Origin of the sequence: Variovorax sp. J22R115, assembly GCF_030317005.1 — a bacterium.
GTDB lineage: Bacteria > Pseudomonadota > Gammaproteobacteria > Burkholderiales > Burkholderiaceae_C > Variovorax.
The window spans coordinates 246,201-259,298 of the sequence record NZ_JASZYM010000009.1 but is presented as its reverse complement, the minus strand read 5'-3'; the positions used below and the strand labels follow the sequence as shown (position 1 = coordinate 259,298).

The 13,098-nt window shown below is 65.6% G+C and carries 12 protein-coding genes; 6 read left to right on the top strand and 6 right to left on the bottom strand.

All coding sequences use genetic code 11. From position 1 onward, the window contains the following. The first annotated feature begins 68 nt into the window (after positions 1-68). Positions 69-1,361, top strand: coding sequence for an SUMF1/EgtB/PvdO family nonheme iron enzyme (locus QTI04_RS17945; RefSeq protein ID WP_286599669.1), 1,293 nt, complete (start codon positions 69-71; stop codon positions 1,359-1,361). Positions 1,362-1,367: 6 nt separating this feature from the next. Here QTI04_RS17945 and QTI04_RS17940 read toward each other — a convergent pair whose 3' ends face one another. Next, positions 1,368-2,468: a substrate-binding domain-containing protein gene (locus tag QTI04_RS17940; RefSeq protein ID WP_286616803.1), complete on the bottom strand. Its 1,101-nt coding sequence runs from the start codon at positions 2,466-2,468 to the stop codon at positions 1,368-1,370. A 129-nt stretch (positions 2,469-2,597) separates the two neighbouring features. On the opposite strand from QTI04_RS17940, the gene QTI04_RS17935 reads away from it, so the two are divergent. The 4 genes from QTI04_RS17935 to QTI04_RS17920 are packed head-to-tail and all read left to right on the top strand — an operon-like array spanning position 2,598 to position 5,719. Further along, positions 2,598-3,347: an ABC transporter permease gene (locus tag QTI04_RS17935; protein WP_286599671.1), complete on the top strand. Its 750-nt coding sequence runs from the start codon at positions 2,598-2,600 to the stop codon at positions 3,345-3,347. Then, entirely contained in the window at positions 3,344-4,063 is a 720-nt protein-coding gene (locus tag QTI04_RS17930) for a phosphate ABC transporter ATP-binding protein (protein WP_286616802.1), read from the top strand. The genes QTI04_RS17935 and QTI04_RS17930 overlap by 4 nt, the downstream gene beginning before the upstream one ends. After that, positions 4,060-4,905, top strand: a complete 846-nt coding sequence (locus QTI04_RS17925; protein ID WP_286616801.1) for a substrate-binding domain-containing protein — start codon at positions 4,060-4,062, stop codon at positions 4,903-4,905. The genes QTI04_RS17930 and QTI04_RS17925 overlap by 4 nt, the downstream gene beginning before the upstream one ends. After that, positions 4,892-5,719, top strand: coding sequence for a molybdate ABC transporter substrate-binding protein (locus tag QTI04_RS17920; RefSeq protein ID WP_286616800.1), 828 nt, complete (start codon positions 4,892-4,894; stop codon positions 5,717-5,719). The genes QTI04_RS17925 and QTI04_RS17920 overlap by 14 nt, the downstream gene beginning before the upstream one ends. Positions 5,720-5,864: 145 nt before the next feature. On the opposite strand, the gene QTI04_RS17915 is transcribed toward QTI04_RS17920, so the two are convergent. Further along, complete coding sequence (locus QTI04_RS17915; RefSeq protein WP_286599676.1) at positions 5,865-6,332, bottom strand: winged helix-turn-helix transcriptional regulator; 468 nt, start codon at positions 6,330-6,332, stop codon at positions 5,865-5,867. Between the two features lie 129 nt (positions 6,333-6,461). On the opposite strand from QTI04_RS17915, the gene QTI04_RS17910 reads away from it, so the two are divergent. Beyond that, positions 6,462-7,772, top strand: coding sequence for a D-amino acid dehydrogenase (locus QTI04_RS17910; protein ID WP_286616862.1), 1,311 nt, complete (start codon positions 6,462-6,464; stop codon positions 7,770-7,772). A gap of 98 nt (positions 7,773-7,870) precedes the next feature. Here the strand turns inward: QTI04_RS17910 and QTI04_RS17905 are convergent, their stop codons facing one another. The 4 genes from QTI04_RS17905 to QTI04_RS17890 form a co-directional block, all read right to left on the bottom strand. Further along, positions 7,871-9,001: a 2-aminoethylphosphonate--pyruvate transaminase gene (locus QTI04_RS17905; RefSeq protein ID WP_286599679.1), complete on the bottom strand. Its 1,131-nt coding sequence runs from the start codon at positions 8,999-9,001 to the stop codon at positions 7,871-7,873. Between the two features lie 44 nt (positions 9,002-9,045). Continuing rightward, a complete protein-coding gene (locus QTI04_RS17900) occupies positions 9,046-10,779 on the bottom strand; it encodes a putative 2-aminoethylphosphonate ABC transporter permease subunit (protein WP_286616798.1) in 1,734 nt (577 codons plus the stop codon). After that, complete coding sequence (locus QTI04_RS17895) at positions 10,776-11,909, bottom strand: putative 2-aminoethylphosphonate ABC transporter ATP-binding protein (protein WP_286599681.1); 1,134 nt, start codon at positions 11,907-11,909, stop codon at positions 10,776-10,778. Before QTI04_RS17895 ends, QTI04_RS17900 begins: the two co-directional genes overlap by 4 nt. Positions 11,910-12,042: 133 nt before the next feature. Further along, positions 12,043-13,038 carry a putative 2-aminoethylphosphonate ABC transporter substrate-binding protein gene (locus QTI04_RS17890; protein WP_286600073.1) on the bottom strand — a complete coding sequence of 332 codons (996 nt, stop codon included), beginning with the start codon at positions 13,036-13,038 and terminating at the stop codon, positions 12,043-12,045. Positions 13,039-13,098 lie beyond the last annotated feature (60 nt).

Genomic DNA, 13,098 nt, shown 5'->3' with positions numbered 1-13,098 from the left:
TGCCCGGGTTTACCCCGAGGCGGATTGCACGGCGCCAACGCGGTCGATGCGCCTCGCCATAATGGCCGATGCCCTCGAGCCCGCCGTCATCGACGCCGTTCAGCACGCCCGGCCTGCCGCATTCCATCGACTCGCCGGACATGCGTCGCGCGGGTCGCGAACTGCTTTCGCTGGCGCTGATCGACGCGCGCAACCACACGCTGCATCTTCTGTCGCTCTACGAGCAGGCGCTCGGCTCAGCGGCGCTGGCCGTGCCCCGGGTCGAGGGAGTCGATCCGCCCGTATGGCTGGCCGGCCACATCGGCTGGTTCGCGGAGTGGTGGATTGCGCGCAACACGCAGCGCGCGTTCGGTACGGAATGCCCGGTGCGGCCCACGCGCCTGGCCGCGATCGAGCCAGATGCCGACGCATGGTGGAACCCGCTGCAGATCGACGTGCACGAGCGTTGGTCGCCCGAGATGCCCGATCTGACGCAGACCAAAGCCTATTTGCTCGAAACGCTGGAGAGCACGCTCGAACTGCTCGAGCACGCGGCCGAAACCGATGCCGGCTTGTACTTCTACCGGCTCGCCCTGTTTCATGAAGATTTGCGCGGCGAGCAACTGGTCGTCATGGCGCAGACGCTCGGCTTGCCGTTGGGCGTCGAACTGCCGCCGGCCGCGGTCACGCGGGAGCCGCTGCTGGTGCCTGCGACGCCGTGGGAACTCGGGCTGCCCGACTCGGGGTTCGTCTTCGCGCAGGAGCGCGGCTTGCAGCGGGTCGATGTGCCGGAGTTCGAGATCGATGCCCAGCCCGTGACCTGGGACCAGTACGTGGAGTTCGTCGATGACGGTGGCTACGATCGGGCCGAACTGTGGCGGCCCGAGGGACTGCAATGGCTCGAAAGCCAGACCGAAGGGCGACGCGGGCCGCGACACGTGGAGCAGATCGGCGCGGCGCGCCACGGCACCGGCGGCTCGGTGCTGCAGCAGCATTTCGGCCGGACCGTGCGCGCGGCGGGCAACCAGAGCGCCGTGCACGTGAGCTGGTGGGAAGCGGACGCATGGGCGCGCTGGGCCGGGCGCCGGATCGCCACCGAAGTCGAGTGGGAGATTGCCGCGCACACCCTGGGACGCCGTGGCTTCCGGTGGGCCGATGTGCACGAATGGACCGCTGGCACCTTGCAGCCCTGGGAGGGCTTTGCGCCGGACCCGTGGAGCGAAGGCACCGAGTTCGATCCTCAGCCTGCTTTTGGAAAGGCTCGTGTGCTGCGCGGCGCATCGTTCGCGACGCGCGCACGGCTGCGTTCGCCGAAGCGCCGGGGCTTTGCATCGCCCGCGCGCGACGACGGATTCTTCGGCTTCAGGACCTGTTCGCTTTGATGCTGGCTACCCGGCCTTCTTCGGCTTGAAATTCCACCACGGCAGCAGCGCGCTCAGCGATTGCACCTCGCCGCTGCTTGCGCTTTCGTAGCCCGGCAACGTGCCCAGCCGATGCTGCCAGGCAGCACCGTGCAACAACTTGAGCAGCGCTTCGATCGCCGGTTGGTCGAGTGCCGACTTGAGGCAGGCCAGGTGGTAGCGCTCGTTCACCAGCGGCACGAAGCCAAGACCCGCAGTGCGTGCCGCGGATTCGAGCCCAAGCCCCGCATCGGCCTGGCCGGCCGCGACCGCATGTGCGACGGCTGCATGCGAAGGCTCATCCCTCGCGTACCCGTCGACCGCATCGGCGTCGAGCCCATCGCGAGCCAGCAGCTCGTCGAGCAGAACGCGTGTACCCGTGCCGAGCGCCCGGTTCACGTAGCGCGCCCGGCGCGCAATGACATCCGGGAGGCCGTTCAACTGCAGTGGATTGCCGGACGCGACGATCAGGCCCTGCGTGCGCCGTGCGAATCCGATGATCTTGTGCAGGCCGGGCTTCAGCAGCGGCTTGTAGGTGCGCTGCGCGATCGAGCCGATCGGCGGCCGCTCGATGGTGTGAAAGCCCGCCATCACGCACCGGCCCTGGTTGAGCGCGCTGATCGCATCCACGCTGCCGGTGAACCGGATGTCCAGTTGCAGTTGGGCCGTCGCGGCCGCATGGGCGCGCAGGAGGACGAGCGCGTCATCGTGGCTTGCATGCAGGCTCAGCACATGCGTGCGGTCATCGAATGCAAGCGCAAACGCGCGTTCGAGATCGGCGTGCAGCGCTTCGATCTGTGGCGCCAGCCGCGCCTGGGCCTGGCGCTCGGCCCACAACAGTTTGTCGCCGAACTCGGACAACTGCGCCGATCGTCCCTGGTCGCCCGTCACCAGTGGATGGCCCAGCGTCTGTTCCCAGCGCTTCAGTTCGCCCCACACGTGCCGGTAGGAGAAGCCGAGCGCACGCGCGGCAGCCGAGATCGAGCCGTGCTCGCGCACTGCGTGCAGCAGTTCCATGAGCGGATTGCGGATCAGCGCACGGCCACTGCGGCGCGGCGCGATGGCATAGGAGAGTTCGATCTGTTGCACAAGGAGTGGGGGGCGTGTGAATGGCGCGAAGGATTATGCAGACGCGGCCGTCTACCTATGCAAGAGATTGCATAGGTAGCGCGTCGATGCTTGCCCATACTGCGTGCGCTTTTCTGAACCACCCCTTGAATGAACACCTTTGCCGATAGCGTTGCCGCTGCTGGACACCTCGTTGTCTCGGGCGATCCCGTTTTGCTCGCCATCGTCGGCCGGTCGCTCGCAGTCAGCGCCACTGCCTGCCTGCTGGCCTGCGGCTTCGGCTTGCTGCTGGGGGCATGGCTCGCGGTGAGCCGGTTCGCCGGCCGGGGCTTGCTGCTCACGCTGCTCAATACCTTGCTGGCGCTTCCCTCGGTGGTCGTGGGGCTGGTGATCTACCTGTTGTTGTCGCGCTCGGGGCCGCTCGGTTTCCTGGGCTGGCTCTTCAGCTTCAAGGCCATGGTGCTCGCCCAGACGATCCTCGTGCTCCCGGTGGTCACGGCCCTCACGCGCCAGACCATCGAGGACGCCGACCGCGCGCACGGCGAGCAACTGCGATCGCTCGGCGCCGGTGCTTTCGCGCGCGCGCTGCTGCTCGTGTGGGACGAACGCTATGCGCTGGTCACCGTGGTGATCGCCGCCTTCGGCCGTGCAGTTTCGGAGGTCGGCGCGGTGATGATCGTCGGCGGCAATATCGACGGCTTCACGCGGGTGATGACCACGGCCATTGCGCTGGAAACCAGCAAGGGTGACCTGCCCCTGGCGCTCGCACTCGGACTCGTGCTGCTGGGTGTGGTGCTGGTGCTCAACTTCGCCATATCGGCCCTGCGCGGCTGGCGCGAGCGGGTCGACGGCGGCGCTGCCGATGCGTCCGCGGTGCGGCATCTGGAGGTGGCTTCGTGAGCGGGACGGGTGACGGCTCGGCGAACGACGAGGCGCTCTTCAGCCTGCGCGGCGTCGATGTGCAATTCGGCCGCGTACGGGCGCTGGCCGGCGCCACCTTGTCGATCCATCCCGGCGAGCGTGTCGCGCTGATCGGCGCCAACGGCAGCGGCAAGAGCACTCTGCTGCGCGTGTTGCATGGTCTCGTGCCGCATGCCCGCGGCGCAGTCGTCAGCAGGGTGCCGCGCCGCGCGCAGGCGATGCTGTTCCAGCGGCCGCACATGCTGCGCGCGAGCGTGCGCAACAACGTCGCGCTCGCCCTGTGGCTGCACGGCGCGCGCTGGCGTCATGCACGACAGGAGGCCGTCGATGCGCTCGGGAGGGTCGGGCTCGCCGACCTCGCGGGGCGCAACGCGCGCACGCTGTCGGGCGGTCAGCAGCAGCGCATGGCGCTCGCAAGAGCCTGGGTGCTGCATCCTGACGTGCTGTTCCTGGATGAGCCGACGGCCAGCCTGGACCCTACCGCCAAGCGCGAGGTCGAGGCATTGATTGCCGATGCTGCGCAGGGCCGCACGCTGGTCTTTGCCAGCCACAACCTCGGCCAGGTCAAACGGCTTGCGAGCCGCGTGATCTATCTGGAGCACGGCCGCGTACTCGCCGATCTCCCGGCACACGATTTCTTCAGTGGACCCCTGCCAGAGGAAGCCCGTCTTTTTGTCAAAGGAGAGTTGGTATGAGCTATTTCAATCTGCCCAAGAGGGCGCGTTCTGCGCTTGGCGCGATCGTCCTCACGGCGGGTACGCTGGCTGCACATGCCGAGACCATCACGATGGCCTCGACCACGTCGACCGAGCAGTCGGGCCTGTTCGCCCACCTGCTGCCGGCGTTCAAGCAAGCCAGCAACATCGACGTCAAGGTGGTTGCCGTTGGCACCGGCCAGGCGATCGACATGGCAAAGCGCGGCGATGCGGATGTGCTCTTCGTGCACGACACGGCTGCGGAGGAGAAGTTCGTCGCCGAGGGATTCGCGGCCCAGCGTTTCCCCGTCATGTACAACGACTTCGTGCTCGTGGGCCCGAAGGCCGACCCGGCCGGCGTGAAGGGCAACGACATCGTCGCCGCGCTGAAGAAGATCGCCGCGACCAACTCACCCTTCGTCTCGCGCGGCGACAAGAGCGGCACGGACGCCGCCGAGCGCCGGCTGTGGTCGCAGACCGGCATCGTCGAAACGGGCCAGCCCGTACCCAACGAAAAGAAAGGCACGGGCTACAAGGAATGCGGCTGCGGCATGGGCCCGGCGCTCAATATCGCGGCATCGAGCGGTGCCTACGTGCTGAGCGATCGCGGAACCTGGCTGAGCTTCAAGAACCGTGCGGATCTGGCGGTGCTGGTCGAAGGCGACAAGCGCCTGTTCAACCAATACGGGGTGATGGTCGTGAGCCCGACGAAGTTTCCACAACTCAACAGCGCGGGCGCGCAGAAGTTCGTGGATTGGGTGATCTCGCCAGCCGGGCAGTCGACCATCGCGAGCTACAAGATCGGCGGCGAGCAGTTGTTTTTCCCCAATGCCACCAAGTAAGGTGCTGGGTGCCGCGGTGCTCGCTTCAGGTCTGATCACAGGCGCGGACGGGGCTCAGACAGCGTCACCCGACGCGACCGTGTCGGTCTTCGCGGCCGGCAGCCTGCGTCGGCCGATCACGCAGGCGGCGCAGGCCTTCGAGAAGGCGAACCCGGGCACCCGTATCGCACTGACCTTCGGCGCGTCGGGCCTGCTGCGCGATCGCATCGCTGCGGGCGAGCGCGTCGATGTGTTCGCATCGGCCAACATGGCGCATCCGCAATCGCTGGCTGCGGGCGGCAATTGGGGGTCGACCGTGGCCTTTGCGCGCAATGCGCTGTGTGCGCTCGCTCGGCCCGGCCTCAAGGTGACGCGCGACACGCTGGTCCGACTGCTCCTCGATCCGTCGATCAGGCTCGGCACCTCGACGCCGAAGGCCGACCCCTCGGGCGACTACGCCTTCGAACTTTTCGAGAAAGTGGAGCGCAGCGGCGCTGCGCCTGCCGGGTCCGCCAAGTCATTGGCCGACAAGGCGCTGCAATTGACCGGCGGGCCGAATTCACCTGCGCCACCTGCGGGACGCAACGTATACGGCATGCTGGTCGCGAGCGGCCAGGCCGACGTCTTCCTGACCTATTGCACGAACGCGGTGCTGGCTGTCAACGAGGAACCGGGCCTGCAGATGATCGACGTTCCGCCCGCGATCAATGTGAGTGCGGATTACGGGCTTGCCGTGCGAAGTGGTGCGCCCCAGCCGGCGCAGGCCTTTGCGGATGATCTGCGCAGCGGCACCGGGCAGCAGGCCTTGCGCCGGGCCGGATTCCTGGCGCCCTGAACCGCGCTTTCAATCGAGCGCGCGGTCACCCCTGACTACGAGTTGCTGGCTCGGTTGTGCCGCGGCGCTTGCCCACACGGCGCAAAGCAGGATCAGGCGAATGGCAAGTTGAAAGACGCGCATCGGGCAACTCCAGGATGGCGGTTCATCGGTCCATCGGAAGGTACAGGCTTTCCTTGACTTCTTCCATCACGATGTAGCTGCGCGACTCCGCCGTGACCGGCAGCTTCTTCAACAGGTCGCCCAAGAGGTTGCGGTAGTCGCTCATGGCGCGCAGCCGCGCCTTGATGAGGTAGTCGAAGCCGCCGGACACCAGATGGCATTCCATCACTTCCGGCACGTGCAGCAACTCCTTGCGCACCTTGTCGAAGACGTCGCCCGACTTGGACGACAGCGTGATCTCGACGAACACCAGCAGCGTCTTGCCGATCGCCTGCGGATCGATTCGGGCGTGGTAGCCCGTGATCACGCCGTCACGCTCCATGCGCCGAACGCGCTCCGAGCAGGGGGAGGTCGAAAGCCCGATCTGCTCGGCCAGGTCGGTCATGGAAATGCGTCCCTGGCGTTGGAGGATGTCGAGGATTTTTCGGTCGGTGCGGTCGAGATCGATAATTTCACTCCTTCGGGGCCTGTTGGCCTCAAAAATCAGCAAGAACCACTGAGCATGGAGCACATTTCAGTGGAGTTTATGGCGATCCGAAGAATACGCTTGAATCCTTTCCTGCATGCAAAGGGTTTCGCGATGAAAGTGATCGTTTTGGGTGGCGGAGTCATCGGTGTCACGACCGCTTACTACCTGGCCCGCGCTGGCGCCGAGGTGACGCTGGTCGACCGTCAGGATGGCCCCGCGCAGGAAACGAGCTTTGCCAACGCCGGGCAGGTGTCGCCCGGTTATTCGACCCCGTGGGCCGCGCCCGGCATCCCCTTGAAGGCGCTGAAGTGGATGTTCCAGAAGCACGCGCCGCTGTCGATCCGGCCGGACGGCACGCTGTTCCAGTTGCGCTGGATGGCCGCCATGCTGAAGAACTGCTCGCCCGAGCGCTACGCGGTCAACAAGGAACGCATGATGCGGGTGGCCGAATACAGCCGCGATTGCCTGCGTGAGCTTCGTGCCGAAACTGGCATCCGCTATGAGCACCGCACACAGGGCACGCTGCAGCTGTTTCGTACGCAGGCGCAGTTGGACGCCGTGCAGCGCGACGTCGCGGTCCTGCAGGAGTGCGGCGTTCCCTATCAATTGCTCGATCGCACGCAACTCGCCACGGTCGAGCCGGCGTTGGCTCACACGGGCGATATGCTGGCCGGCGGCCTGCGTTTGCCGAACGATGAGACGGGCGACTGCAACCTGTTCACGCGCGGGCTGGCGGACATCGCTCGCGGCCTCGGCGTGAACTTCCGCTTCGAGCAGTCGGTCGATGGCCTCATCACCGAAGGCGGTCGCATTGCCGGCGTTCGTCTGGGTGGCGCGTCTCGCGAGGTGCTGAGGGCCGACCGTTACGTGCTCGCCTTCGGCAGCTATTCGCGCGACTTCATCGCGCCGTTGGGCCTGGACATCCCGGTGTACCCGGTCAAGGGCTATTCGCTGACGGTGCCGTTGATCGACCCATCGGCGGCGCCACAATCGACCGTCCTCGACGAAACCTACAAAGTCGCTGTCACGCGTTTCGACGACCGCATCCGCGTCGGTGGCATGGCCGAACTGGGCGGCTTCGACCTTCGCCTGAACCCGCGCCGGCGCGAAACGCTGGAGCGCGTGATCACCGATCTGTTCCCTTGCGGCGACCTGCCGCGTGCCACGTTCTGGACGGGCCTGCGACCGATGACGCCGGACAGCACGCCCATCGTCGGCGCGACGCCGTACGCCAACCTGTACCTCAACACCGGCCACGGCACGCTGGGTTGGACCATGGCGTGCGGGTCGGGCAAGGTGGTGGCGGACCAAGTGATGGGACGTCGGCCGGACATTCGCACGGATGGGCTGTCCGTCGATCGTTATCTGGCGCCGAGTTCGGGTCCTCGCGGTACTGCTCGGCCGGCGGGCGTTCCTGCTTGAACTGAGGTTGGTGGGCAGCGTCGTCGGGCGGTGTGCCTTGTGCCGGCCGACGTCACCGGGCGCCCGCCCCAAAGGAACAAGCGCCCAACCGTCAGAGCCTATGCCAAAGCCGCAGCAGAAACCTGCCGGATCCCCATCGCCTTCAACGTATCCGCGACGGCGGCTACAGCTCCCGGAATCCCCGCATCGCCAAAGTGCCCCATGCATCCGACGCGGAAGGTTTCCACCTGCGTCAGCTTGCCCGGATAGAGGATGTACCCACGCTTCTTGACCTCTTGGTAGAAGGTCTTGAAGTCGTACTTCGGATCGTCTGGCGCGTGAAAGGTCACGATGATCGGCGCCTGGATCGCAGGATCGAGATAGGTGCGGAAGCCGAGCGCCGCGAGACCCGAAATCAGAGCCTTGCAATTGCGCGCATACCGACCGCCACGCGCTTCCAGGCCGCCTTCCTCGAAGTACTGCGTGATCGCCTCGTCGAGCGCCGCGACCACGTGCGTCGGCGGCGTGAAACGCCACTGTGTCGTCTTGCCCATGTAGACCCACTGGTCGTACAGATCCATCGCGAGCGAATGACAGTGACCTTCGCACTTCTCGAGAGTGCTGCGCTTGATGACCACGAAGCCCATCCCCGGCACGCCTTCGAGACACTTGCCAGAGGCTGCGACGACCGCATCGAAGGGCGTCTTGCGCGCATCGATCTCCAGCGCGCCAAAAGAACTCATCGCATCGACGATCAACCCGCGGCCATGCTTGGCCACGACCAGCGCAACCTCGTGCAGCGGATTGAGCACGCCCGTTCCGGTCTCGCAGTGCACCAGCGCAACGTGCGTGATCGTCGGATCGGCCGCCAGCACGCGATCCACATCCGCCGCTGTCACCTGCTTGTCCTCCGTGTAGTCGATCGTCGTCAATTTGCGCCCCAGCACCTTGCAGATGCGCGCAATGCGCTGGCAGTACGCGCCGTTGTTCGGCACCAGCACATGGCCACCGCGCGGAACCACCGTGCCGATGGCTGCCTCGACCGAGAAAGTGCCGCTGCCTTGCAATGGGACGCATTCGTGCGTGCCCTCGCCGTGGACGATGCGCAGCACCTGCTGGCGAATGCGTGCAGTGATCTGGTTGAAATCCGAATCCCATGAACCCCAGTCGCGCAGCATGGCCGCCCGCGTGCGGTCGGACGTCGTCAACGGGCCGGGTGTGAGGAGGATCGGGTGGGAGGCTTGACTCATGGTGTCTCCAGGTGAGGGAAGGTCAGCAGGAATGAGGATGAAGATCAGGCACGCCGCAAGTTGCGCCACGCCTGGGTGCGGGTCAGCATCACTCGCGTGAGCAGCGAATAGGCGATGCAGACGACGGTCGAGGTCGCCACGATCAGGCTCGCCAGCGCCGCCGCGGGGCCGATGTCGCCGGCCTCGTCCAGATGCATGATCGCGACGGAAGCCAGGATCGTCTCCGGCGAATACAGGAAGATCGCGCACGACAGGCTCGCCATCGAGACCACGAAGAAATAGCGGCCGATGTCCAGGATGGCCGGCAGGCACACGGGCACCGTCACGCGGATGAAGGTCTTGAAGAACGGCACCTTCAGCGAGGCCGACACTGCCTCGAATTCGTTGTCGATCTGCTTCAGCGCCGTCACCGCAGTGAGGTGGCTCGACGTGTAGTAGTGGACGATGGTGGACACGATCAGGATCGCCATCGTCTGGTACATGAAGTTGAGTGGGTTGGCCGGATGGTTGAAGAACATCACGTAGCCCAGGCCCAGTACCAGGCCCGGCACGGCCATCGACAGGACGGCCATCAGGTGCATCGTGCGGCGCATCAGGTCGATGTTGCGCGTCTTCTCGATCAGGTAGGCGCCCACGAAGACGATCAGCGAGCCAGCGACCGCGGTGGAGATCGCCAGGATCAGGCTGTTGGTGTAGGCCGCCGCCATGTCGCTCTCGACCAGCGCAAAGTGATAGTGCTTGAGCGTGAACGAGAGGTCGTACGGCCAGAGCTTGATCAGCGAGGTGTAGACCGCCATGCCGATCGTGGCCAGCAGCAGCAGGCATACCACCGTGCAGAACAGCGCCAGCAGTGTGTCGCCCAGCCGGCTCGGCTTCGGGCTGTAGGGCACCGAACGGGCCGTGAGCTGCGCTTTGAGCTTGCGCCGCACCGTGTAGTCGATCGCGAACGAGATCAGGGAAGGCACCAGCAACAGCATGCCGACCACCGCACCCATCGAGAAGTTGTGCTGCCCGACCACCTGCTTGAACACATCCACCGACAGCACGTTGAAGTTGCCGCCGATCACCTTGGGCGCGCCGAAGTCGCTGACCACGTACGTGAAGACGACAGTCGCCGCGCTGATCAGGCCGTACTTGCACGAGGGCAGCGTGATCGTCGTGAACTGGCGCCAGGCGGGCGTGCGCAACGCCGTGGCCGCTTCGTACAGCCGCCCGTCGGCGAGCGACAGAGCGGTGACGAGGATCATGAGCGCGTGCGGAAAGGTGTTGTAGACCTCCGCCAGGATGATCCCCGGCGCGCCGTAGATCGATGCGCCGCCGAGCAGGAACTTGAGCGCGCCCTGGTTGCCGAACCACTGCACGAAAGAGATGGCCGACAGCAGCGAAGGAGCCAGCAGCGGAATCAGCGCGATCAGCCGGAACGTGGCCTTGAACGGCGTCGGCAGGCAGGTGCGTGTGAGCGCATAGGCGCAGACGAAGGCCGTCGGCACCGAGATCAGCACGACCACCGTCGAGACCCAGATCGAGTTCCACGCTGCCCGCATCAGGCTCGGCGTCTGGAAGTAGGTGATGAAGTGCGCGAGGCCGACGAAGCGGCCTTCCTTGTCCAGCACGGCGTTGATCAGGATCGTGAAGAGCGGCGCGATCAGGAACACGAAAAGCATCGCCATCACGAGAAGCAGCACGCCGCGCGCGATGAGTTCGTCGCGGCTCCAGCGCATGCCGGGACGACCGAGCCACGCGGCGCGGACAGGGTGGGCGTGTGCCAGTGTGTTCATCTCTTAGAGGTCCTCTCGCAAAAGGCCCGGATGCGGTTCGCGCGCAGCGCGATGTCGATGTGATTGCCTTCGCGGATGTCGAGGTCGTGGAGTTGGTTGAGCGAGAAGTGCAGGCCGAGCGTCTGGCCGTGCAGTGCGTCGGCGGTCACCTCCGCAATGCAAAGGCCACCGAGGAACTCGACCTTGGTGACCAGTGCGTTGAGCCGATTGGGCGTGTCGGGGCCGAGGTGCTCGGCAACGCGGTCTTCCGGGCGCAGGTAGAGATTCACCGCATCGCCAGGTTCGAAGCCCGTATCGCAGGCGTCGCACTGCAGTTCCATGTCGCCGACGCGGAAGAGATTGCCGCCCAGTGCGTGACCGCGCAGCACATTGACCTTGCCGACGAAGTCAGCGACGAAAGGTGTGGCAGGCCGCTCGTAGATTTCCATCGGCGTGCCGACCTGCTCGATGACGCCGTGGTTCATGACCACGATGCGGTCGGCCATCGACAAGGCTTCTTCCTGGTCGTGCGTGACCATGATGGTCGTGATGCCGACCTGCTTCTGTAGCCGGCGGATTTCACCGCGCAGGCGAATCCGCTCCAGCGCGTCGAGCGCCGACAGCGGCTCGTCCAGCAGCAGCAGGCCAGGGCGCGTGGCGAGGGCACGCGCAAGCGCGACGCGCTGCTGCTGGCCACCCGAGAGCTGGCTCGGATACTTCTGGCCCGAGGTCGGCAGGCCGACCAGCGCGAGGAGCTCTTCGACGCGCGCCTTGATCTCGGCCTTCTTCGCCTTGCCGTTGACCAGGCCGTAGCCCACGTTGTCCGCAATCGTGAGATTGGGGAAGAGGGCGTAGGACTGGAACACGATGCCGTAGTCGCGCTTGTCGGGCGGCAGCCACGAGACATCGCGTCCGTTCTGCAGGATCTGCCCGGAGGTCTGCGCCTCGAGGCCCGCGATGATGCGCAGCAGCGTGGTCTTGCCGCAGCCGGAGGGACCGAGGAAGCACAGCATCTCGCCGGGCTTCACGCGCAGGTGCACGTCGCGCAGGGCGCTGAAGGACTCGAAGTCCTTGCGGATGCCGACGACCTCGAGGGCGGCGGTCTTTTGTTGCAGTTCGTCTGCGATGAACTTGGCGGCGGTCATATCCATTGAGAGCAACTCCGGAACACATGAGATGCGTATCCCTGCCAGAAACACCGCGGAACCGGCTTTGCCGGGCCGCTGGTGTTGCCCCCGGCAGGGGGTGGGCGGCTACACGAAGTGAGCCAACCTGGGGGCGAGCCTAGTTACTTTTCGCTTCTGCCTTGCCTTCGTAGCGCTTGCTCCATTCGGCCAGGATGCGCTCGCGGTTCTTGGCTGACCAGTTCAGGTCGTTCTTGGCCAGCAGCTTTTCGTAGTTTTCCGGGATGCCTTCCAGCTTCTTCGCCACGCCGGGGTAGGCGACGATGGCCCACCAGTTGGAGGTGACCTGGTTGGCCTCCTTGCTGGCCATCCAGTCCGCCAGGCGCTTGGCCTGCTCCATCTTCTTGGTGGTCTTCATGACGCCGGTGGCCTCGATGTCCCAGCCCAGGCCTTCCTTGGGGAAGACCAGTTCGACCGGCGCGCCCGACTTCTTCACCTGGTGTGCCCGGAACTCGAAGGAGATGCCAATCGGGAATTCCCCGGCCCCGGCCTGCTTGCAGGGCTTGGAGCCCGAATGCACGTATTGCGCGATGTTTTCATGGAGGGCATCCATGTACTTCCAGCCCTCGGGCTCGCCCCACATCTGCAGCCACGCGGCCACGTCGAGATAGCCGGTGCCGCTGGAAGCCGGGTGCGGCATCACGATCGCGCCCTTGTAGATGGGCTTCGTGAGGTCCTTCCAGCTCTCGGGCTTCGGCAAGCCGCGCTTCTGGGCTTCGACCGTGTTGAAGCAGATCGTCGCGGCCCAGACGTCCATGCCGACCCAGGCGGGCGGGCTCTTGCTGTCCGAATAGGCGGGCGTCAGCGCCTTGAAGCCCTTCGGCTCATACGCGGCGAGCATGCCTTCCTGGTCAAGGAGGGCGAGGCTGCTGGCTGCGACGCCGGCCACCACATCGGCCTGGGGATTGGCTTTTTCGGCCAGCAGCTTGGCGGTCACGATGCCGGTGGAGTCGCGAACCCACTTCACTTCGATGTCCGGATTGGCCTTTTCGAAGCCGTCCTTGTAGAGCTTCATCGCATCGGTTTCGAGGGCGGTGTAGACGAGAAGTGGCGTCCGTTGCTGGGCCAGCGCGGCACCCGTGGCAAAGGCAAGCATGGCGGCGCACAGGGCGATCGCGAGAGGACGCGCGCTCTTTCGTGTGTTCATCGTTTTCTC